Genomic DNA, 21,318 nt, shown 5'->3' with positions numbered 1-21,318 from the left:
AAGTCCCCTGTCGTCGACAATAACGACATAGGGACGATTGGTTTCGCGGTTCCACCCTACTTCTGAGTAACCTCAGCAGCTTAATTACACGGTATTAAAGCTCCGAAAGCGCCAATTAACGACTTTGACTGACCGTTTTTCACCATCACGGTCTCACTGTAAGTCGAATCCGTTAACCTTCTCTCATCAACACTTAACTATTCAGTTCTTCATCATCATAGCTGATGGTCGTTCGTTTGTCAATCCTCATTCTTCCGGGGCGCCAACGGTTGGTACCAACTGCCCATCTGATCGATGAAGCGTTTAGATTTCAATCGAACGCCCACTGAGTTCTGATAGATTTCATCCAAAATCCGGCGTAACTCCGCCGCTGTCCGCGGTTTGACCTTGATCGAATGAACCTTAGCCAAATCCAACACGGAAAACTGACGTAGATAAAAGATCGCTGCTGGACTAGCATGCAAGCGGTGGGGATCCAAATGCCAGTGCTGTTGACAGAGCAAACCGCCGTAACTTTCAGAATAATCTAACGGTAAATCACTTCGACCGCAAACCGTACACCAACGCAACTCTGGGGCCACCCCAAACGGTTGCAATAACTGAATTTCGACCACGTTAGCCACCAGCGCGGGGGCCACATCTTGATCAATCAGTTGCAGCGCACTGGTCAACTGTTGGTACCACCGCCCCACCGGTTGATTATCTGGAAAAGCGACGTCCATTAAGTTCATAACGTACGTGGCATAAGCGTTCAGAGCAATGTCTTGACTAATATGTTCAAGATACTGCACTGACTTGACACTATTAATATACGAGAGACCTTGATCACGTAAATCACCAACGTATTCCCCCATCGTGAACGGCAATAACTCCGCCGCCATTTTGAAGCCACGCCGACGCGCACCGCGGATAAAAAACATCTTCTTGCCATACTCGGCAGTTAAAAACTTGATTAGCATATCGCGTTCCCGGTAGTCCCGGCGAAAGAGCAAAATGCCGTTAAAATTCGTGACCATTTGTTGGGCCATCCGGATCACCTAGCGATTCTAATAGTCATCTTGCCGATAGCCATAGCTGGCTAGCAAGTCTTGACGGTCCTTCCAGTTCTCTTGGACTTTTACCCAGAGCTCAAGGTAGACCTTATCCCCAAGTAAGTGTTCAATATCACGCCGAGCTAACGAGCCAATCTTCTTGAGCATGCTACCACCCTTACCGATGATGATGCCCTTTTGCGAAGACCGTTCAATAATAATCGTGGCCTGAACGTGAATTTTTTCTTCATCTTGACGTTTGATCGAATCAATCACGACCGCCGTTGAATGGGGAACTTCTTGACGAGTCAATTCAAGAACCTTTTCACGAATCAATTCAGAAATGATAAACCGCTCTGGATGATCCGTAATTTGGTCGGACGGATAATACTGCGGTCCTTCCGGCAATTGGCCCTTCAAGGTCGTCAGTAGTTCATCAACGTTATTTCCTTCAAGCGCGGAAATTGGATAAACTTCCTTCCACGGCAAAGCGTCTTTATACTGATCCATAATCTCCAAGAGATGATCTGGATGGACTTGATCAATTTTATTAATCACTAAATAAATCGGTTGTTTAACCGTTTTAAGACGATCGATAATAAAGTTATCCCCGGCACCACGCCGTTCGTCCGCATTAATCATGAATAGTACGGCATCCACTTCACCCAAAGTTGACAAGGCGGACTTGACCATAAAGTCACCTAATCGACTATGCGGTTTGTGAATCCCAGGGGTATCAATGAAGACCATCTGCGTATCCGCAGTGGTATAAATCCCCTGGATACGGTTCCGCGTCGTTTGGGCTTTGTCAGACATAATGGCGACTTTTTGCCCAACGACCCGATTCAATAGTGTTGATTTACCGACATTGGGACGACCAATAATCGCCACAAAGCCGGAATGAAATGCTTGTTGTTCTGCCATAATTAATTCCTTTCAATCTTGTCCAATCGTTAACCAATTACTAGTTTAACCAACTGACAATTAAGTTCCAAATTTTAGGTGCAAACAACACTAACCCAACTAAGACGGCAAAGGCCGCGGCAAACACTACCGCACCAGCCGCAATGTCCTTAATTTTTTTAGCTAGGGGACTGAAATTAGGCCCAGTGATCATATCGGACAGATTTTCTGCAATCGTATTGTTAATTTCACATAAGATGACCAGAAAAATCGCTAATGCTAGCCACAGCCATTCGTTAACGCTCAAGTGAACCCACCAGCCAGCAAACAAGGCCACCGCCCCCAGTACAAGGTGTGTTCGCATATTACGTTCTTCAATCACAACCGTTTTAAGCCCAGTCCACGCGTGTAGCCAGGACTGCCAAAACGAGTGATTTTTGCCAACCTGTAGCCGATCTGGTCTATTTTTCGAGGCCATAAGCGTCCAGAATCTGGCGTTGCAATGTAAACATTTCGGTTTCATCCGCTGGCTGAAGATGATCATACCCATTTAAATGTAAAAAGCCGTGAACGACCAAGTAACCTAGCTCGCGCGCCTCCGAATGGTTCAAAAAAGCGGCTTGTTCGCTAACCTTATCAACTGATATCATAATATCCCCGAGATTTAGTGGCATTTCCGCCGCCATCTCCGGATCCATCACAATCAAATCATCCTCGTCATCGTCGTGCATCGCAAAACTAATAACATCAGTTGGACGATCGACACCCCGATACTGTTCATTGATTTTTTGAATAGCATCGTTATTCATCAGGGTCACCGAGACCTCGGTATCATCCCGTAACTTTAACGTCTGACCAGCAAGATCAATTAAATCCCGAATCAATTGCAACTGTTCTGGCTGCGCTCCCGTTGTTGTTTGGTCGTATAATTCTAAATCCATAAGTGCCCCCTAGCGTTGTTCCACACGGTCGTACGCCGTAATAATCTTGGCAACGACCGGATTTCTGACCACATCATCCGCCGTAAATTTAACGAACGCGACATTGCTAATGCCGCCCAAAATCTGTTCGGCTTGAATCAAGCCACTCTTAGTATGGTGTGGTAAATCAATTTGTGAGATATCACCATTAACAATCATCTTGGCACCGAAACCTAGCCGCGTCAAAAACATCTTCATCTGGGCATTCGTCGTATTCTGTGCTTCATCCAAGATGACGAACGCATGGTCAAGCGTCCGTCCCCGCATATAAGCCAGCGGTGCGATTTCGATGATACCACGATCCATTAAGCGCTGCGTATGTTCAGCGCCATAAATATCGTACAACGCATCATAAATTGGCCGCAGGTACGGATCGACTTTTTCCTTTAAATCACCAGGTAGAAAGCCAAGACTCTCACCAGCTTCAACCGCTGGCCGCGTCAAAATCAGCTTCTCGACATCGCCCCGTTTTAAGGCTGCAATTGCCATCACAACGGCAAGATAGGTCTTCCCAGTCCCGGCTGGACCAATACCAAACGTAATATCACTTTTAGCAACGGCTTGCACATACTGCCGCTGACCAAAGTTTTTGACACGAATGGGCCGTCCACGATTGTCCTTAATTAAGGTCTCTGAATAGAGGTCTTTAAAGTAATCCAAAGTCCCCCGGTTGACCATCTTAATAGCGCTAATAACATCTGGCGCCCCAATCTGAATACCTTGTTTAATTAAACTCGTTAAATTATCTAGTACTGCTTGCGTATTATGAACAGCAACCTCGTCATCACTGCTGATCGTCATTTGATCCCCAAACACGTGCAATTGAACGTGTAATCCATCCTCAAGCAAAGCTAAGTGGGCGTCTTCTGGTCCTAATAACGCGACTGACTGGGCCGGATCAGCAATGAGAAATTTTTGTTCATATTTTGAGTTTTCGGTCAAAAACATGGACTCCTTTATTGACAGATTTAATCACCATTATTTAATAATGGCACCCGCAGTTAGCGTGATAACCACGCTGATTTCAGCAGGTATTTGTTAGTTAATCATAGCATAAAAGCCCCCATCGAACCAGTACAAGGACGCCTCGACATTCGACAACGATTTTCTGAACAGCATTTTTCTTTCGAGCGATTAAATTGGCACGCTATCAATCAACGTAAGCCCAGTTAGATCAGTCCCTGCACCCATTGCTGATACTTAATCCGAACAACCGGTACTGCATTTCTGATCAACCAGAAGAAACAAAAAAACCGGAGAAAAATTTCTCCGGTTAACCGTTAATTCAATAATGATTTAACTGTTTGGTTGATCAGCTTGCCATCCGCCTGACCCTTAAGTTTTGGCATCACTGCCCCCATCACCTTGCCAAAGTCACCTTTACCAGTAGCTCCGACTTGTTGAATGGTGTCAGCAACAATCTGTTGAACTTCTTCGTCCGACAATTGTTTTGGCATGTACTGCTCAACAATTGCAATTTCTGCTTTAACGCCGTCGACTAAATCTTGACGACCCGCATTTTCGAATTCACTTAATGATTCGCGCCGTTGTTTCAGTTCACGTGAGAGCACGCTTACTTCCTCATCAGCCGTTAAATCATGGCCAACATTAATTTGTTCATTCATCAATGCTGACTTAAGCATCCGTATAACGCTGAGGGCTTGCTTATCGCGTGCCTTCATCGCAGCTTTTAGATCACCATTGAGTGTATCGATTAAACTCATTGGTTTTCCCTCCTCGTTAGGTCATTAGTAATCAATACTAATTACTTGAAACGACGACGGTTCTTACGCTTACGTGCTGCTTCAGATTTTAACTTCTTCTTCACACTTGGTTTTTCGTAGAATTCCCGTTTGCGGTATTCTTGTAAAGTACCACTCTTTGAAACGGTACGCTTAAAGCGACGAAGAGCATCATCAAGAGATTCGTTTTTACGAACGACTGTTTTTGCCATGTTAAATTCCCTCCCTCCGAGCTCAAAAAGTAACCGTTAAATTATGCATACTTACACATAACGCAACTGTTCTAGTAAATTATACATAAATTGAAAAAGGCCGTCAACCAAAGTTTACAATTTCCTTAAAATAAATCGTTAAGAGCAACGTCAGTTCGGACAGTAAATCGTTTTCATCCCCCGCCAGCTATGCTACACTAAGACTATTATCGAACCGAAATGAGGTTATTCTATGTCAGCAATTAAAGTCTTTATTTTATCTGATTCTATCGGTGAAACAGCTCATAACGTGGCCTTAGCTGCCGCTGCACAATTCTCCGACTATGACATTCGCTATCAGCGTTTCCCATTTGTCCGCACCGACTCACTGCTCCAGACGGTTTTGTCGCAGGCACTGAAGGAACACGCCGCCATCTTTCATACGTTTGTCGATCGCCGGCTCAGCCAAATCGTTAACCAATTTTGCGAAGCGCACGAGTTGCCTTATTATGACGTCATTACACCAGCTTTAGATACTTTTTCACAGATTACGCACGTCCAACCGTCCAATCACCCCGGTACCGTACACGCGTTAAACACCAACTACTTCGACCGGATCAACGCGATCGAATTTGCGGTCACTTACGATGATGGTAAGAATCCGAGTGGCTTTTTAGAGGCCGACGTGGTCTTACTGGGTGTCTCCCGGACCTCTAAGACTCCCCTGTCACTCTACTTAGCTAATCGTAACCTGAAAGTCGCCAACTTGCCACTAGTTCCTCAGGCTCAAATTCCTGACGAAATTTGGAAAGTTGATCCGAAAAAGATTTTTGGCCTAACTAACGATCCTGAAAAGTTAAACGATATTCGACGGCAGCGAATGGTCCAATATGGGCTTAATCCCGACACCATGTATTCCAACACGGATAAAATTAAAGCCGAGTTGGAATACGCCGACAAGATCTTCAAAAAGATTGGGTGTTTAGTTATCAATGTCGCTAATAAGTCAATCGAAGAAACCGCCACTTTAATTACCGAAAGCTTGAATACTGACGACACTAACAATGGCTAGTATCACTAATTGCCAACTCACCGATACCGCCTAAGTTTTCCTGACAATCAGCGCGTGCCACCTTCTAACGGTCAGCGCGCGCTTTTTTGCATCATTTTTCTTATCATTAATCAGGTCAGCTACTAATCATCAGTCGTGTCACTCACACGAGCTCGACACCACCGTCAACGTGCAACACTTGCCCAGTCATAAACTCATTTTGCATCAAATAAACATACGCCGACGCGACTTCGGCGGGCGTTGCCACGCGTTTCAAGGGATTACCAGCACTGACGGTCGCAGCCTGGGCCGCCAATTGTGCGTCCGATAGTTGGCGCCAAAGACCAGTCGGCGTCCAAGTCGGTGCAACTGCATTGACGCGATAGTCAGGCGCCAACTCTACGGCAAGTCCAACGACCATCGTATTAATGGCTTGATTGCCAACAATCGCTCCGGAGGCATTATCTGGCCGCCCACCAGCACCCGAAGTAAAAATCAGCGAACCGTGTTGGTTAAGATGGTGGCTGGCTAATTGGGCCACTTGCAGATTTGCAAAAAATTTATCTTCAACCGTCTGCCGAATCGCTGCAATCGAATTGTCCAAGAACCCCCCACCCATTGCACCACCTAACATTGAGACGACGTGGTCAAATGCGGGCTGAGCTGCAAAAAAAGTTTTTAGTTGCGCCAGATTTTGTGCGTCTAACGCCGTTCCAGTCAAATGGTCTGATGGGCCTAATTGGGTGATGGCAGCTGTTACGTGCGCCGCCGTATGACCGATAATATGGACATCGGCGCCTTCCTGTAAGGCTTGGCGAGCAATTGCCATGCCGAAACCCGAAGTACCACCAATCACTAATAGCCGCTGTTTTTTCAATTGCATCGTCATTTTCCTCCTTCTAAAACAAAAAACGACAACCGACTAGCGATTATCGTTCAATTCTCATTAACGTTGCTGTTCAATATCTTCAATCAAATGCGGATTAAACTGCCCGGCCCGAAGCATTGCAATCTCATACTTATAAGGTGGCAATTGATGTTTCTTATCTTCCCCGACATACGGCGTTTCTAAAATCTTGCTGATGTCTGGCAATTGCGGATGATGGGCGACCTTATTCAAAGTATCAAAGCCAATCGTTCCCATACCGATATTCGTGTGCCGGTCCTTGTGAGCACCTTGAGGATTCTTAGAATCATTGAGATGGATCACTTTCAAACGATCCAGCCCAATCACATGATCAAATTCATTCAGGACACCGTCGAAATCGTCCTTAATCGCGTAACCGGCATCACTAGTATGACAAGTATCAAAGGTAACCGATAACTTTTCATTATAAGTCACCCCATCGATCATCTGCGCGAGTTCTTCAAACGTCCGGCCAACTTCAGTTCCTTTGCCAGCCATCGTTTCTAGCGCGATTTGAACGTGCTGCTCTGGCCGAATAACCGCGTTCAGTCCCTTGATGATCTGCGTAATGGCAACATTCGCTCCGGCACCAATATGTGCTCCCGGATGGAGCGTTAATTGTGTTGCGCCAACGGCATCTGCACGCTGGATCTCTTGATAGAGAAAGTCCGTTGCAAACTCAAAATAACCCGGCTTTTTCGTATTACCTAAATTAATGATGTATGGGGCATGTACGACGATCTGCCGGAGGTCATGAGCCTCGATTATCGGCTGTGCTTCGTCAATTTTCAGTTCGTCAATTGGTTTACGCCGTGTATTTTGGGGTGCGCCCGTATAGATCATAAATGTGTTGGCGCCGTAACTTGCCGCCTCATTGGCAGATCCGAGCAACATGTCGGGTGCCTTCATCGAAACATGTGAACCTAATCTAAGCATTGTAGTCCCATCCTTTTCGCAAGTTTACTAATTCCTGTCATACCTTAAAGTTGCCGGATACATATGATACCGGCATGATCACTCATTATCCAAATAAATCTGTCAAGTTATTCTAAGCGGTTGTGGTCACCCGTGGATAAAAGTACGCCAAGGTCCGCTCAATCGCATGACCGTCATTACGCGTATTCCATAACTGATTAAACTGGGTTAACTGTAACGGCGCACCCGGCATTGCTAGGACATGATTCAAGTCCACCACCGTCCGGACTAATGGTCCCGGCGCCCAGTCCCTAAAATCAGCTTGCAGGCCCACTTCTTGCTCATAGTGGTCCCAGTCAAAGACATAAAAAACGATTTTTTGACAATTTGGTAACAACGCGTAGTCAAACACAACTGAGGAGTAGTCACTGACCAAAGTATTAGCGACCGTCAACAATTCATCGGTACTAAACTCAGGTACCAATGTCACTAGGTCCGGGTAACGGGCTTGCAAATCACGTTCCTGCTCGGCCAAATGGGGATGTAACTTAATAATCAAGTGTTGGTCGGGCCGCAACTTTAATTGCTTAAAATCAGCCGGCAACGCAAATTGAACACCGGCTCGATAAGTCGGCGCATACAAAATAACTTCCTGTTGTTTAAACGCCGGATACTTCTGATAAATGGCCGTTGCGGTTTGCATCACCCAGTCGGACTTACAATACCGATCCGAACGAGGATATCCCAAGACCCGCATCCGCGTCTGTGGGACGTGATAACTCGCTGCAAAAATCGTTCCCATCTTCTCAGAACCAACCACGTAATCAGTAATCTGATCATACACGGTCTGAAACCGACGCCGATCATCTGCGGGCCGCTGTGCCGTCTGTGGATCACCCCAACCAAATGTTTTGACCGCGCCAGCAGCATGCCAGAGTTGAATCAGTCGTTGTGGGGCCTGCCGCGTCAAGCCAGCGGTAAAGCCATAATAATTATCAAGATAAACGTCCGCTGCCCGGGTAATGACGGGAATTCCCGTCAAGGCAAATCGAACTGAATCATGAAACGGCCGTGTCGCAATTCCCGCCTGTGCCAGTTGTGCCGCCCCGGTGGCTGCACTCGGCAAGTAATAAACAGTCAAGCGCCCGGGAACGCGCTGGTTCAACTGCTGAATAAAATCCAAATTGTCCGCAAAGCTCATCAAATAAATCACCTGATCATTTTTGCTAAAGTGCGCTAGCCACGATACAACTCGCACCAGCCAGACATAAATTACTTTCTTCACACTGGCCATCCTTTCATTTCATCATTAATTATTGGTAAAGCGTGCCCTACGTGACAATCAAAAATGTGCCAGCTCAATTACGCTTAAAAAGTTCAGATTGGCGTCAACTTACTTGAGCCGTCTGCCTTCGTCCACTAAATATAAACAACTATTTTTCAAGTCTGTTCCCCATTAGTTGTTCATTAGCTCTGGGTCTAACTGATATGGACTTATGATCCAGCAATAACACAATGCTTGTATTATATAACAGATGCCCACACTTCGGCTAGTCGGGTCACTATTAATAGTGGTGTAAAAGTCGTCCCCGAACGCCTAATCAAAAAGTGCTTGCAAACAAGTCCCGAAAGTCCTGTTTGCAAACACTTTTAATCTGATAAATTCATCAAGGCTTCGGTTCATAAAAGTGACCGAGAATCTTGACCGTATCTGAAATACTAACGAAAGCGTGCGGGTCAGATTCGGCCATGGCCGCCTTCAATTCGCCCATTTCGTAACGCGTGATGACTGTAAATAAAATCGTTTTATCATCATGTTGATAAGCACCTTCAGCGTTGTGTACGATGGTAACGCCACGACGAATCCGATTTTGAACGCTATCAATCACCGTTTTAGGGCGACTCGTAATAATCATCACTTGCATCTTCTGTTGGCGCGTATACGTCATATCCATGACCCGACCATTTACAAACAACCCGAGTGCGGAATAAAAGGCATATGGCCACCCGTAAACAAAGCCAGCCGCAATGACAATGATCGAGTTGAACGCCATGTTGATCGTCCCAATACTGCGACCCGTTTTACGGCGTAACACGATACCGATAATATCGAGGCCACCGGTTGAAATCCCATTTTTGAGGGCCGTTCCGGTCCCGAAACCATTAACAGCACCCCCAAAAATCGCACAAATGATGGGGTCATGGGTCAAACCAACTGGGGCAATCAGTTTGATCATAATACTAGATAGCGTAACAGCTAAGAACGTATACAACGTAAACTTATGCCCAATCGATCGCCACGCAATAATAAACATTGGAACATTCAAAATAAACAGTAACGCCGCAGTTGAAATCTGAACGGGAAGAAACTTGCTCATCAAACTATTAATCAATTGTGCAAGCCCAGTGATTCCTGAAGAATAAATATGCCCCGGCGTCCAAAAGTAGTTCATGGCAATGGAAACTAAAATGGCGTATATAAAAGCAGTTGACGCTTTCACAACATCACGATGGTGTTTGGATAACTGCTGAAAATCATCCATGAATTAAGTGTGCTCCTTTACGTTTTTGCTTTCGTTATTGTAACACGCCGATTTGCAAACGGCCGGTCTTTTGCAGTATTCTGCTAAAAGTCTCACGTTTCTCAGCAAACTCCCATTAATCAATCCGACTAAATTCCAGAACGAGCCCCGCTACGATAGTTATTGTTAGATCACACCTATCGCGATGACCAGCAACTCACGCTTAGTCCACTTTAGGTGCATCGGCCCACTGCTCGGCGATGAAATCAGCGCGGCCACCCGCTTCTTGTTCCGCAAATACCACTGGATTATTTTTATAAAAGCGTTGGTGGCGTGCCTCGGCTGGATAAAATGGTTTGGCATCCTCAATCGCCGTTACAATTGGTTTACTAAATCGTTCGCTCACGTGTAATGCCCGTTTAGACGCTTCCGCGATCCGCCGTTGTTCCGGACCATTCACAAAAATGACCGGCCGATAATTATCACCACGATCTTGAAATTGCCCCATTGCATCAGTAGGATCCGTTTGATGCCAATAAATATTGACTAATTCCGTGTAACTAATGATATCGGGATCAAACGTAATTTTGACAGCTTCAGTATGACCCGTCGTATGCGCTTTGACGTCTTCGTAAGTGGGATTTTTCGTGTGTCCACCAGTATAACCCGAGACAACACTGTCGATTCCGGGTTGACTATCAAAAGGCTGAACCATGCACCAAAAACATCCACCCGCAAAAATTGCTGTTTCCATGAGAATTCCTCCAATTAAATATTAATATAAATTTAACACTAATTAAAAAGAACGTCCATTCCTGGACGCTCTTAATATTTTTATTCGGTTGGTTCATCATCCGTTACGGGATTGGTAATATTCAAATCCAAATCAGCTAATTGCTGGTCAGAAACCCGCGATGGTGCATTGGTCATTGGTTCTGACGCCTTGGAATTCTTAGGGAAGGCGATCACTTCACGAATGTTGTCGTTACCTGATAATAACATCGCGAACCGGTCTAACCCGATTGCTAAGCCACCATGAGGCGGAAAGCCCATGTCAAGGGCATCCAGTAAGAACCCAAATTGTTCTTGGGCTCGTTCCTTAGTGAAGTCCAATGCCTTGAACATCTTTTCTTGTAATTCGCGGGTATGAATCCGGATCGACCCGCCCCCGAGTTCATAACCATTCAAGATGATATCATATGATTGTGCATGGGCTTTGTGTGGATCTTCGCCATCATTCAAGTAATGAACATCTTCTTCATTGGGCATTGTGAATGGATGGTGAGCTGGTACCCAGCGCTCGATGCCTTCATCATATTCAAACAATGGCCAGTCAACGACCCATAGGTAAGCGTATTGATCTTGATCAATCAAGTCAAGTTCCTTAGCAATCGCGGTCCGTAAGTAACCCAGCGTGTCAGAAACTACTTTGAAACTGTCGGCAGCAAACAATAATAAGTCGCCTGGTTTAGCAGCAGCAGCACTCGTAATGGCTTCAAAGTCACCATCGTTCTTGAAGAATTTCGCAACGGGACCACTAAAGCCGTCGTCAGTGACCTTCATCCAAGCTAAGCCCTTAGCCCCAAACCGTTTAACGTACTCCGTGTACGCATCGATTTGCTTTCTAGAATATTGATCAGCACCGCCAGGAACTGCAATCGCCTTGACCAGGCCACCATTAGCGAGTGCATTATCAAAGACTTTAAAACCGGCGTTAGAAACGGCCGCGCCCATGTCTTTGAGTTCCATACCAAAGCGCACATCCGGCTTTTCAGAACCAAAACGGTCCATAGCTTCTTGCCAAGTCATCCGCGTAAACGGCGTCTTGATGTCAACACCTTTGACGTCCTTCATGACTTGCTTAATCAAGCCTTCAGTATAGGACTGAATTTCCTCAGCCGTTAAGAAGGATGTCTCCATATCAATCTGGGTAAATTCAGGCTGACGGTCACCCCGCAAATCTTCATCACGGAAACAGCGTGCAATTTGATAGTAGCGATCAAAACCGGCCCCCATCAGCAATTGCTTAAAGAGTTGTGGTGATTGTGGTAACGCGTAAAAATGCCCTTGATAGACCCGCGAAGGCACTAAGTAATCCCGGGCCCCTTCTGGCGTCGACTTCGTTAAGAACGGCGTTTCAATATCATAGAACCCGTTGGCATCAAAATAGCTATGAACTGCTTGGGTGATGCCATTACGAATTTTCAATCCACGTTGCATTTCTGGCCGACGCAAGTCCAAGTAACGGTACTTCAAGCGCAATTCATCTGATACGTTAATGTCATCTTGAATATAAAATGGCGGGGTTTTCGCCTTATTTAAGATTTTGGCATCGTGAATCTCAACTTCAACTTTACCAGTCTTCATGCGGTCATTAACAGCGTCAGCATTCCGATTAACAACGGTTCCTTGCACTTCAATGACGTATTCGCCCCGTAACTGATCTGCTACCGCCAAAGCATCCGCTGAAAATTCCTGACTAAAGACTAATTGCACAATTCCTTCACGGTCCCGTAAATCAATAAAAATCAAACTCCCAAGGTCGCGGCGTTTTTGTACCCAACCTTGTAAAGTGACCGTTTGGCCTAAATAATCCTCATTGATGAGACCCGCATATGTGGTCCGTTTCATAAACGCTTCCTCCTTATAAATCTGCAAACTTGCCGTTCACACTACTTATCTAAAACTTGATGAGCATCTTGATAGATGTCCGCCATCGCAACCTTGGTTTCCTCACCAGTAGCCATAGCCTTCAAGTTAACGACCTGATCAGCCAGCTCGGTTTCGCCCACCGTCATCGTGTAACGGGCATTCAAGCGATCAGCACTCTTGAACTGAGCTTTAGGCTTGCGATCCAAGTAATCCCGTTCGGCCTTATAACCGGCTGCCCGTAATGCCTGTACCAGCTTCAAAGTCGTAGCACTAGCAGTGTCGCCAATTCCCACAACATAGACGTCCAACTGATCATCAGTTGGTACCGCAATGTTTTCAGCATCCATCAACACTAATAGTCGTTCAACACCTAGGCCAAAGCCAACACCCGAAACTTCAGGGCCACCTAATTCCTTAACCAATCCGTTGTAACGACCCCCAGCACAGATCGTCGTGTAGCCCTTGCCTAACGCTTTTGAGTGGGTCATAATTTCAAAAATCGTATGGTTATAATAATCTAATCCCCGGACCATCGTGGCATCAATCTCGTACGGAATTGCTAATGCATCTAAATACGTCTTAGTTTGATCAAAATGCGCTTGAGCTTCCGGAGACAAGTAATCTAAAATCGATGGTGCATCGGCCACAAATTGTTGATCTTCCGGTGCCTTACTATCTAAAACCCGCAATGGATTCTTGTGTAACCGTTCCTTGGAGTCATCACTCAATTCATCAAAGTGTGGTTCCAAATAATCAATCAAGGCTTGTCGGTAATCATCACGCGTTTGTTGATCACCCAACGTGTTGATGACCAGTTTCAAATCAGTCAAGCCAAAGGTTTTAAGTAAGTTATAGCCCATTGCAATTACTTCAACGTCTAGGGCAGCACTTTCACTACCAAAAGCTTCCACGCCTAATTGGTGGAACTCACGTAACCGACCTGATTGGGGCCGTTCATAACGGAACATTGGTCCCATGTAATAAACCTTGTATGGTTTGAGAACTTGCGGACCGTACAACTTGTTTTCAACGAACGCCCGGACGACGCCGGCAGTTCCTTCTGGGCGGAGCGTAATGTGCCGGTCACCCTTGTCATGAAAATCGTACATTTCCTTCGTTACAATATCAGAAGTATCCCCCGCTGAACGTGAGAAGACCTCGAAGTTTTCAAACATCGGTGTCCGGATCTCTTTGAATTGATAAGTCTTGAAGACGGCACGAGCCGTTGCTTCAACGTATTGCCACTTTTCACTATCGCCAGGCAAAATGTCGGCGGTGCCTTTAGGCCGTTGATATCTCATTAATAGTTCCTCCCTTGATTGCAATCGACAAAAAAAGCGCCCTTGATTATTTACCAAGGGCGCTATTAGCGCGGTACCACCTTTTTGAGTACTAATTGATAACGTCTGTAATCACAGGCGGAACGCTGCCGTTCACCTCAAAAGCGTCTCCTCATTGCGCACTATCCGGAATTCTCAGCACTTACCGGTCTCTGGTTATAGTGGCGTACAATGCTCTTACTTTCTCTGCGGTCGATTGATTAATATATGGTTAAAGTTACACGAAAATCACTTAAAAGTCAACGATTCTAGTTAAAATTATCTCAAGATTTCGTCGGCCAGCTGTTTTTTTGGTATACTATTTGCAGCACTTCAAATTGCAATTATCTTAAATCTAGTTGGTGACAAAGCATGCAAGTTTTAAAACAATTTTGGCGTCAAATCACAGTCACGGTTATTTTTATTGGCCTAGTGATTGGCTTTGTAGTGCTATTAGCGACTAATAACACTGCGACTGTTAACATTGCCAACGTCAATATTCGTAGCGGTCCAGGCATGAGTTACGCGATCGAGGACGCTACGTCTAAGGGCACCAAGGTCCACATTATGAAACGCAAAAATAATTGGCTATACGTCCGTTATGCGGATCATAAATTCGGCTGGATTGCTAGTTGGTTAGTCAACGAACATAACAGTCAGTTGACTAAAACCACCAAAATCTCTGAAGCCACCATCGTTTTAGATCCCGGACACGGCGGTTCTGATTCCGGGGCGCTCTCGAGCAAGGGCAAGATGGAAAAAACGTACACGTTACGGGTCGCTAAAGCTGTAGCTAAAAAGCTCCGGGCTGCTGGCGCACACGTTGTTTTAACCCGTGATTCAGATGAATACGTCGGCCTGAGTGCGCGTCCCGCAATCGCAAACAAGCTTCATGCAGACGCCTTCATCAGCTTCCACTTTGACAGCTCACCAGAAAAAAACACGGCTTCTGGGATCACGACCTATTACTATCATAAGTCAACCTCACTAGCACTAGCCAAGGCGTTAAACAATAACGTCTCGACCTTGCCAATTCCTAGTAAAGGAACGGACTTCGGTGACTTTCTGGTCATTCGTGATAATTCACGACCATCCGTATTGATGGAACTGGGTTATATTAATGATAAGTCGGACTTCAAGACGATCAGTTCTAAAAAGTACCCTCAAGAAGTAGCGCACGCGGTTTACGCCGGATTGAGTACCTACTTCGCCAATCAATAATAATGCAGTCAGCATGAAGTCTTTGAAAGTGGCCGTTATTCCAGTGACTGGGATAACGGCCACTTTTCGCGACTACTCAATCGATGAATCGCATATCAACTGACGCGGTTTACCTAAATAACCGTCTATTTGCCTGCACTTTAGCTCCGTACCGGACGTCTAACCTCATTTCACACTCTTACGGATCAACGCCACTAATTGTTAATAACAATTAATTGCGTTACAGTGATGGTAACCGTATTTAACATCGCAGCAAGGAGGAGTTAACATGCACTTAACAAAAACTTGGCTCGCACAACTACCACTCACTGACATTCAGCAAGTGCAACCAGTGAGCGGTGGCGACATCAACGCGGCCTTTCAAATCATCACCCGTCATCACCAATATTTTTTGAAGGTTCAGCCGCACAACGACGTTACTTTCTTTGACCACGAAGTCGCTGGATTGCGACTACTTGGTGCAGTGACTAAGACACCGCGTGTCATCGCCAGTGGCACGATTGCCACAGACGGTTATCTCTTATTAGATTGGCTAGCGACCGGGACTGGCAGTCAGTCCGCACTGGGAGCGGCTGTCGCCAAAGTTCACCATCAACACCACGCCCAATTTGGTCTTGACCACGACTTCACAGCTGGCAAGTTACCGAAAATTAATCATTGGCAGACTGATTGGGCAACTTTCTATACACAACAACGTTTAGATGTATTAGTCAATTTGGCTAAGGAACACCATTTATGGTCAGAAACGCGTGAAATGCATTATCACCGCTTACGACAACAACTGTTGCAAGATTCCCACATGCATACGGTAAAACCAAGCCTGTTACATGGCGATTTGTGGTCAGGTAATTACTTATTTGACACGACCGGTACGCCCGTTTTGATCGATCCCGACGTGTTTTACGGTGACCGAGAGATGGATCTGGCCATGACGACGATTTTTGGTGGTTTTGATACTGATTTTTATCAGGCTTACCAAGCAGCCTACCCGGTTGCGCCCGGTATGCAAGACCGCCTACCAAGCTACCAACTCTATTATTTACTGGCCCACCTGAACCTGTTTGGTGAAACATACGGACCAGCCGTTGACCGAATTCTCATGCAATATTAATACAAGCCTCGCGACCCGTGCAGCTCATTGAGAGGACTCGGTCACGAGGCTTGTATACAATTTTTTAGCTACAATCATCAGCTATCACAATATTTCGAGTGTCTAGACTAGTCGACAAAGGTCAATAAGTCGTTTAAATCCGTAACTTGAACTTCCGGGGCACTAGTCACCGTAATCAGGCAGTCAATATCAAATAAATATCCGGCAATCCCAGCATTGTGACCGGCATCGATATCCAAGTTGCGATCACCCACCATAACGGCGCGTTGACGGTCGACCTGGTGTTTATTCAATAAATAATTCAACGCAGCTGGATCAGGTTTACGTGGGAATGGCTGAGCAGCCGTGACCGCATCTGTGAAATATTGGGCTAAACCCGCTCGTTGTAAATAGGCTTGTGCGCTTTCGTCACGATGGGTCATCAAATAATTGTGACCACCAACTGCGATAACTTTTTCAAGCACCGCTTGAGCACCCGCAAAGGCGGCCGGTGCATGCTGTAATTGTGGCTCCCAACGTTGATAGCCCGCCCGTAAATCATGCCAATCCCAACCATACTGAGCCGCAACCATTCTTTCCGCATAACCAACTGACTGTTGCCGCATCAGCTGGTACGTTGTATCAGCCGGAATAGTCCCACCTAACTCGGCAACTGCTTTTTGGAAAGCTTGGACCATGGCTGGATAAGTATCTAACAAGGTTCCATCGAGGTCCCATAAAAACTCACGCATCTCATTCACTCCCGCTAATAATTGTAATAGCCAAAAAGCTGAAAGTACCGGATTGGTCTTTCAGCTTTTACTTCAACGTTGATCAGTATCATAACAAATCGTGACCGGCCCATCGTTAACCAAGGAAACTTGCATATCGGCACCAAATTCACCAGTCGCAACGGTCACGCCACTGGCAGCTAATTGCTGATTAAATGTATCATACAATTTGCTAGCCAATTCAGGATTACCCGCCGCTGTAAAACTTGGTCGATTACCATGGCGCGTCTCCGCGTATAACGTAAACTGCGATATCGACAAGATTGCTCCACCGACTTGTTGAATATTCAAATTCATTTTTCCATCTGCGTCACTAAAAACGCGGAGGTTTAAAATCTTATGCGCGATGTAATCCAATTCGGCTTGACCGTCGCCATCTTGAAAACCAACCAATAGGACGAAACCGTGGTCAATCGTGCCTCGAACTTTCCCATCAATACTAACTTGTGCCTGCTGTGACCGCTGAACAATGACTCGCATAGAAGCCTCCTAAAACATTTTCCGTTCGACAACGTAAAGATCCTGAACATTTTTCAGACTGTCAATGATTCGTTGGAGATGTTCCAAGTTGCGAACCCCCAACGAAACACTAATAATGACCATCTTGTTGTGATCGACCTTACCGTTGACATTAGTCAAAAATTTCGTGTGATTATTGATAACTTTCAACACATCGTTGAGCATGCCATTACGGTTATAACCTTGAATTTCCAAATCAGAATTGTAGTTCGTTCGGTCACCCTCGGGATTCTCCCACTGAACATCAATCAACCGTTCACCATTTGCTTCTGCGCTCTTAACGTTCGGACAATCAACACGGTGAACCGAAACACCGCGCCCCTTCGTAATATAACCAACAATCTCATCACCCGGAATTGGAGAACAGCAATGACTTAGACGTACGAGTAAGTTGTCGACGCCTTGAATAATCACCCCACCAGAAGATGAGACCTTTTGCCGCTTCCGATCCTGCTTCTCCTGATCCTCATTATGATGATCTTTCGATTTCTTCTTCGCTGGCGCTTCCGTAGAGTCTGCCAAAATGGCCTCCTCACGTTCACGCTGCCGATTAGCCTCGCGCTGTTTACGAACATCACTCGTTAACCGGTTAGCAATCCCTACCGGTTGGACGTCACCAAACCCCAAGGCCGCGAACAAATCATCCTCACTACCGTAGTGCATCTTTTGAGCGACCGCCGTCACCTTGTCCTTAGTCATGATTTCTTTTGGATTAAACTCTAAATCACGTAGCTGCTTCTCAAGCAAATCACGACCCGTAATGATGTTTTCCTCACGGTCAGCATTGCGGAAGAACTGTTTGATTTTATTACGGGCCCGCCGCGTATAGACTAATTTCTGCCAATCACGGCTAGGACCAGTTGAACTAGTGGACGTTAAAATATCCACGATATCACCATTTTTGATTTGGTAATCCAATGGAACGATCTTGCCATTGACTTTCGCACCAGTCGTATGGTTACCCACTTCCGTATGGATCGAATATGCCATATCCAGTGGTCCAGCGCCCTTTGGTAATTCTGTCACGTCACCCTTGGGCGTAAAAGCATAGACCCGGTCACTAAAGAGGTCGCCCTTGACGCCCTCCATAAAGTCGGCAGCGTCCTTACTTTCATCCTGTAGCTCAATGATTTCTTTGACTAAGTTCAACTTGTTGCCCGACTGAGTCTCTTGGACCTCGTCGCGTTTACCTTCCTTATACGCCCAGTGTGCTGCGACCCCGTATTCAGCGACCCGGTGCATTTCAAACGTCCGGATCTGTATTTCGAGGGGCTTACCTTCAGGACCGACCACCGTGGTATGCAAAGATTGATACATATTGGCCTTGGGCATCGCAATATAATCTTTAAAACGCCCCGGCATGGGCTTCCATTGTGTGTGAATCGCACCTAAAACTGCATAACAGTCCTTGATTGAATCCACGACCACCCGAATTGCCAGCAGATCGTAAAGTTGGCTAAACTGTTTGTGTTTGTCCCGCATCTTCTTATAAATTGAATAGATATGCTTCGGACGACCATAAATTTCAGCTTCTGGTAGTTCCAGATCATGGAGCGCCTTTTGAATGTCTTGAATGGCAATCTCGATGTACTTTTCACGGTCCTCACGCCGCGAATTCATCAAGTGGACAATGCGATAATACTGTTGAGGATTCAAATAACGTAGTGAAATATCTTCTAGTTCCCATTTAATCGTGCTGATCCCTAATCGATCGGCAATGGGGGCGTAAATTTCCAACGTTTCATTTGCAATTCGCCGCTGTTTATCGGGCCGCAGATGCTGCAATGTCCGCATATTATGCAAGCGATCAGCTAATTTGACAATCATGACTCGAATATCTTTAGACATCGCCAACAGTAATTTACGGTGATTTTCAGCAAGCTGTTCTTTGTTGGACTTGTACCGAATCTTACCCAGCTTGGTGACCCCGTCAACAATAACGGCCACGTCATGACCAAACAGTTCTTCAACGTCTCCTAAAGTAACACCAGTATCTTCCACAACGTCGTGTAAGAAACCCGAAGCGACGGTTTCAGGGTCCATCTTCAATTCAGCTAAGATACCAGCAACTTGAATCGGATGCATAATATACGGCTCACCAGATTGGCGATACTGATCCTTATGCACATAAGTTGCAAAATCACACGCCCGTTTAACTAACGCGACGTGATCACTATTCATATACTTTTGAACCATGTCCAGGACATCCTGGGCAGTCCAGGTAGGTTGTTTGGGCATTTTATCACCACGACTTCCACAAAGATTCTATTTAATAAAAGGCACGTGAGGTTCCCACCCAACGTGCCTTGACAACCGTTTTAACGCAAACTCGCGCGGGGACCAGTTAACCCATATGCTAAGTAGGATATGCCTAAATCAACTAACGCTAAGTAATAGACATACGTTGGGAAAAATAGATAGAGCCCGACAAAACAGCCCACTGGGAATAGCCAGACTAACCAGCCCGTCCGTTCAGTCCGACGAATCCACCAGCCAACGACTGCTGCCAGCACAAAGTCAACTACAAAGAGTAGCCATACAATCTGATGAAACCGGCTAATACTCGTAAATCGTAGCAACCATGGTATCATCACCCCAACGACAAGCGCAATCAGCCAATACTGGCCATTAAACTTACGAATTTTTTCCGTCAAACTAACTCCCTCGCTTACGCTTTATTGCTAAATGACTATGATTATTTATTGTACACCACCGACCGCAAAATTACACTAGTTCGCACCAAAAAGAAACGCTACTTAGTAAGTAGAGGGGTGCCGTTTCGGCCCGCATGATTCGTGGACCCAGGCCCACTGCCGCGATACCAGCAGTTTGTAATGTCGCCACTTCTTGTGGTGCCAAGCCCCCTTCAGGACCAAAAATCGCCAGCAGTCGTTGTGGTGCGGTCATCGTTTTTAACGTCTGCACCAGTTGGCTGCTCTCACCTTGTTTGGCTGATTCCTCCCACGCTACGACCCCGGTATCATATGACACGTGTGCTAACAACTGGTTTAAATCCGTTGCGTAGCTCACACTAGGAATCATCGTCCGGTGTGACTGTTCAGCCGCGCCCTGCGCAATTTTCGCCAAGCGGGCCAACTTGCGGGCCCGCTTATTCGCTGCCCATTTAGCCACTGCCCACTGACTATCGAAAAACACGAAGGCGCTCGCACCTAATTCAGTACCACGTTGTACGATCTGTTCGGGTTTATCGCCTTTAGACAACCCACAAGCAATAGTCACTGGCAACGGCAATTCAACATGGGGCGTCGTAACGGCCGTGATTGTCGCTGTAGCTGTTCGACCATCGCTTTTCACCAAATCCGCCAGCACGACTTGATGTGTCGTCGTAACAAATTCCGCAGTGTCCCCCGGTTGTGCGCGCATCACCTTGACCCAGTGTTTGACCGTCTCACCCGTGATAGTGAACGTTTGCCCAATCGTTGTCGTAATCGGTGTTGATAAAAAGTATCGTTGCATTTCAGTC

Annotated in this window: 22 protein-coding genes; 3 read left to right on the top strand and 19 right to left on the bottom strand. The window is 46.0% G+C overall.

Annotated features, from left to right (window positions below; genetic code table 11):
* Positions 1 to 239: 239 nt before the first annotated feature.
* The 7 genes from recO to rpsU all read right to left on the bottom strand — a co-directional run bounded on the left by recO (position 240) and on the right by rpsU (position 4,868).
* A complete protein-coding gene (recO, locus tag ACWQAU_RS03380; RefSeq protein ID WP_003644472.1) occupies positions 240 to 1,016 on the bottom strand; it encodes a DNA repair protein RecO in 777 nt (258 codons plus the stop codon).
* 30 nt (positions 1,017 to 1,046) lie between these two features.
* Complete coding sequence (era, locus tag ACWQAU_RS03375) at positions 1,047 to 1,955, bottom strand: GTPase Era (RefSeq protein ID WP_003640679.1); 909 nt, start codon at positions 1,953 to 1,955, stop codon at positions 1,047 to 1,049.
* Between the two features lie 40 nt (positions 1,956 to 1,995).
* A complete protein-coding gene (locus ACWQAU_RS03370) occupies positions 1,996 to 2,412 on the bottom strand; it encodes a diacylglycerol kinase family protein (RefSeq protein WP_003640680.1) in 417 nt (138 codons plus the stop codon).
* Positions 2,396 to 2,875 carry an rRNA maturation RNase YbeY gene (gene ybeY, locus ACWQAU_RS03365; RefSeq protein ID WP_003640681.1) on the bottom strand — a complete coding sequence of 160 codons (480 nt, stop codon included), beginning with the start codon at positions 2,873 to 2,875 and terminating at the stop codon, positions 2,396 to 2,398. The genes ACWQAU_RS03370 and ybeY overlap by 17 nt, the downstream gene beginning before the upstream one ends.
* A 9-nt stretch (positions 2,876 to 2,884) precedes the next feature.
* Positions 2,885 to 3,862, bottom strand: a complete 978-nt coding sequence (locus ACWQAU_RS03360) for a PhoH family protein (RefSeq protein WP_003644473.1) — start codon at positions 3,860 to 3,862, stop codon at positions 2,885 to 2,887.
* Between the two features lie 332 nt (positions 3,863 to 4,194).
* Complete coding sequence (locus ACWQAU_RS03355; RefSeq protein WP_003640683.1) at positions 4,195 to 4,638, bottom strand: GatB/YqeY domain-containing protein; 444 nt, start codon at positions 4,636 to 4,638, stop codon at positions 4,195 to 4,197.
* 41 nt (positions 4,639 to 4,679) lie between these two features.
* Positions 4,680 to 4,868, bottom strand: a complete 189-nt coding sequence (gene rpsU / locus ACWQAU_RS03350; protein ID WP_003638914.1) for a 30S ribosomal protein S21 — start codon at positions 4,866 to 4,868, stop codon at positions 4,680 to 4,682.
* Positions 4,869 to 5,100: 232 nt separating this feature from the next.
* Here rpsU and ACWQAU_RS03345 point away from each other — a divergent pair, with 232 nt between their 5' ends.
* Positions 5,101 to 5,919 carry a pyruvate, water dikinase regulatory protein gene (locus tag ACWQAU_RS03345; RefSeq protein WP_003640684.1) on the top strand — a complete coding sequence of 273 codons (819 nt, stop codon included), beginning with the start codon at positions 5,101 to 5,103 and terminating at the stop codon, positions 5,917 to 5,919.
* 142 nt (positions 5,920 to 6,061) lie between these two features.
* Here the strand turns inward: ACWQAU_RS03345 and ACWQAU_RS03340 are convergent, their stop codons facing one another.
* The 7 genes from ACWQAU_RS03340 to hisS form a co-directional block, all read right to left on the bottom strand.
* Positions 6,062 to 6,787, bottom strand: coding sequence for an SDR family oxidoreductase (locus ACWQAU_RS03340; RefSeq protein WP_003640685.1), 726 nt, complete (start codon positions 6,785 to 6,787; stop codon positions 6,062 to 6,064).
* Between the two features lie 57 nt (positions 6,788 to 6,844).
* Positions 6,845 to 7,741, bottom strand: coding sequence for a deoxyribonuclease IV (locus ACWQAU_RS03335; protein WP_011101610.1), 897 nt, complete (start codon positions 7,739 to 7,741; stop codon positions 6,845 to 6,847).
* 112 nt (positions 7,742 to 7,853) lie between these two features.
* Positions 7,854 to 9,014 (bottom strand): CDP-glycerol glycerophosphotransferase family protein, encoded by a 1,161-nt coding sequence (locus ACWQAU_RS03330; RefSeq protein ID WP_003640687.1) that lies wholly within the window; start codon positions 9,012 to 9,014, stop codon positions 7,854 to 7,856.
* 373 nt (positions 9,015 to 9,387) lie between these two features.
* Positions 9,388 to 10,263 (bottom strand): YitT family protein, encoded by an 876-nt coding sequence (locus tag ACWQAU_RS03325; RefSeq protein WP_003640688.1) that lies wholly within the window; start codon positions 10,261 to 10,263, stop codon positions 9,388 to 9,390.
* A 202-nt stretch (positions 10,264 to 10,465) separates the two neighbouring features.
* Positions 10,466 to 10,996: a peptide-methionine (S)-S-oxide reductase MsrA gene (gene msrA / locus ACWQAU_RS03320; RefSeq protein WP_027821984.1), complete on the bottom strand. Its 531-nt coding sequence runs from the start codon at positions 10,994 to 10,996 to the stop codon at positions 10,466 to 10,468.
* 80 nt (positions 10,997 to 11,076) lie between these two features.
* Positions 11,077 to 12,873, bottom strand: a complete 1,797-nt coding sequence (gene aspS, locus ACWQAU_RS03315) for an aspartate--tRNA ligase (RefSeq protein WP_003640690.1) — start codon at positions 12,871 to 12,873, stop codon at positions 11,077 to 11,079.
* Between the two features lie 41 nt (positions 12,874 to 12,914).
* A complete protein-coding gene (gene hisS / locus ACWQAU_RS03310; protein ID WP_003640691.1) occupies positions 12,915 to 14,195 on the bottom strand; it encodes a histidine--tRNA ligase in 1,281 nt (426 codons plus the stop codon).
* Positions 14,196 to 14,585: 390 nt separating this feature from the next.
* Between hisS and ACWQAU_RS03305 the strand changes: the two genes are divergently transcribed.
* Together ACWQAU_RS03305 and ACWQAU_RS03300 are read left to right on the top strand one after the other, a co-directional pair.
* Entirely contained in the window at positions 14,586 to 15,434 is an 849-nt protein-coding gene (locus tag ACWQAU_RS03305; RefSeq protein WP_003640692.1) for an N-acetylmuramoyl-L-alanine amidase, read from the top strand.
* A gap of 268 nt (positions 15,435 to 15,702) precedes the next feature.
* The gene (locus ACWQAU_RS03300; RefSeq protein WP_003644479.1) at positions 15,703 to 16,545 is read left to right on the top strand and encodes a fructosamine kinase family protein; all 843 of its coding nucleotides are present in this window, start codon (positions 15,703 to 15,705) and stop codon (positions 16,543 to 16,545) included.
* Between the two features lie 107 nt (positions 16,546 to 16,652).
* On the opposite strand, the gene ACWQAU_RS03295 is transcribed toward ACWQAU_RS03300, so the two are convergent.
* The 5 genes from ACWQAU_RS03295 to ACWQAU_RS03275 all read right to left on the bottom strand — a co-directional run bounded on the left by ACWQAU_RS03295 (position 16,653) and on the right by ACWQAU_RS03275 (position 21,311).
* Positions 16,653 to 17,276, bottom strand: a complete 624-nt coding sequence (locus tag ACWQAU_RS03295) for an HAD family hydrolase (RefSeq protein WP_003640694.1) — start codon at positions 17,274 to 17,276, stop codon at positions 16,653 to 16,655.
* Positions 17,277 to 17,348: 72 nt separating this feature from the next.
* Positions 17,349 to 17,795 (bottom strand): D-aminoacyl-tRNA deacylase, encoded by a 447-nt coding sequence (gene dtd, locus ACWQAU_RS03290; RefSeq protein ID WP_003640695.1) that lies wholly within the window; start codon positions 17,793 to 17,795, stop codon positions 17,349 to 17,351.
* A gap of 9 nt (positions 17,796 to 17,804) precedes the next feature.
* Complete coding sequence (locus ACWQAU_RS03285; protein WP_003640696.1) at positions 17,805 to 20,072, bottom strand: RelA/SpoT family protein; 2,268 nt, start codon at positions 20,070 to 20,072, stop codon at positions 17,805 to 17,807.
* A gap of 80 nt (positions 20,073 to 20,152) precedes the next feature.
* On the bottom strand, positions 20,153 to 20,488 hold the full coding sequence (locus ACWQAU_RS03280; RefSeq protein ID WP_003640697.1) for a hypothetical protein: 336 nt from the start codon (positions 20,486 to 20,488) through the stop codon (positions 20,153 to 20,155).
* Positions 20,489 to 20,558: 70 nt separating this feature from the next.
* Positions 20,559 to 21,311 carry a 16S rRNA (uracil(1498)-N(3))-methyltransferase gene (locus tag ACWQAU_RS03275; protein WP_003640698.1) on the bottom strand — a complete coding sequence of 251 codons (753 nt, stop codon included), beginning with the start codon at positions 21,309 to 21,311 and terminating at the stop codon, positions 20,559 to 20,561.
* Positions 21,312 to 21,318 lie beyond the last annotated feature (7 nt).

This window comes from Lactiplantibacillus sp. 3062 (genome assembly GCF_055413545.1).
This window is presented reverse-complemented; position numbering and strand designations above follow the sequence as displayed.

Excerpts from the sequence above, each read along its gene's own strand:
- ACWQAU_RS03295 (WP_003640694.1), bottom strand. The coding sequence starts at position 17,276 with ATGCGTGAGTTTTTATGGGACCTCGATGGAACCTTGTTAGATACTTAT.
- ACWQAU_RS03285 (WP_003640696.1), bottom strand. The coding sequence starts at position 20,072 with ATGCCCAAACAACCTACCTGGACTGCCCAGGATGTCCTGGACATGGTT.
- ACWQAU_RS03300 (WP_003644479.1), top strand. The coding sequence starts at position 15,703 with ATGCACTTAACAAAAACTTGGCTCGCACAACTACCACTCACTGACATT.
- ACWQAU_RS03330 (WP_003640687.1), bottom strand. The coding sequence starts at position 9,014 with ATGGCCAGTGTGAAGAAAGTAATTTATGTCTGGCTGGTGCGAGTTGTA.
- hisS (WP_003640691.1), bottom strand. The coding sequence starts at position 14,195 with ATGAGATATCAACGGCCTAAAGGCACCGCCGACATTTTGCCTGGCGAT.
- ACWQAU_RS03305 (WP_003640692.1), top strand. The coding sequence starts at position 14,586 with ATGCAAGTTTTAAAACAATTTTGGCGTCAAATCACAGTCACGGTTATT.
- ACWQAU_RS03355 (WP_003640683.1), bottom strand. The coding sequence starts at position 4,638 with ATGAGTTTAATCGATACACTCAATGGTGATCTAAAAGCTGCGATGAAG.
- ACWQAU_RS03340 (WP_003640685.1), bottom strand. The coding sequence starts at position 6,787 with ATGACGATGCAATTGAAAAAACAGCGGCTATTAGTGATTGGTGGTACT.
- msrA (WP_027821984.1), bottom strand. The coding sequence starts at position 10,996 with ATGGAAACAGCAATTTTTGCGGGTGGATGTTTTTGGTGCATGGTTCAG.
- ACWQAU_RS03345 (WP_003640684.1), top strand. The coding sequence starts at position 5,101 with ATGTCAGCAATTAAAGTCTTTATTTTATCTGATTCTATCGGTGAAACA.
- ACWQAU_RS03370 (WP_003640680.1), bottom strand. The coding sequence starts at position 2,412 with ATGGCCTCGAAAAATAGACCAGATCGGCTACAGGTTGGCAAAAATCAC.
- ybeY (WP_003640681.1), bottom strand. The coding sequence starts at position 2,875 with ATGGATTTAGAATTATACGACCAAACAACAACGGGAGCGCAGCCAGAA.
- era (WP_003640679.1), bottom strand. The coding sequence starts at position 1,955 with ATGGCAGAACAACAAGCATTTCATTCCGGCTTTGTGGCGATTATTGGT.
- rpsU (WP_003638914.1), bottom strand. The coding sequence starts at position 4,868 with ATGGCAAAAACAGTCGTTCGTAAAAACGAATCTCTTGATGATGCTCTT.
- ACWQAU_RS03325 (WP_003640688.1), bottom strand. The coding sequence starts at position 10,263 with ATGGATGATTTTCAGCAGTTATCCAAACACCATCGTGATGTTGTGAAA.
- aspS (WP_003640690.1), bottom strand. The coding sequence starts at position 12,873 with ATGAAACGGACCACATATGCGGGTCTCATCAATGAGGATTATTTAGGC.
- ACWQAU_RS03335 (WP_011101610.1), bottom strand. The coding sequence starts at position 7,741 with ATGCTTAGATTAGGTTCACATGTTTCGATGAAGGCACCCGACATGTTG.
- dtd (WP_003640695.1), bottom strand. The coding sequence starts at position 17,795 with ATGCGAGTCATTGTTCAGCGGTCACAGCAGGCACAAGTTAGTATTGAT.
- ACWQAU_RS03360 (WP_003644473.1), bottom strand. The coding sequence starts at position 3,862 with ATGTTTTTGACCGAAAACTCAAAATATGAACAAAAATTTCTCATTGCT.
- recO (WP_003644472.1), bottom strand. The coding sequence starts at position 1,016 with ATGGTCACGAATTTTAACGGCATTTTGCTCTTTCGCCGGGACTACCGG.
- ACWQAU_RS03275 (WP_003640698.1), bottom strand. The coding sequence starts at position 21,311 with ATGCAACGATACTTTTTATCAACACCGATTACGACAACGATTGGGCAA.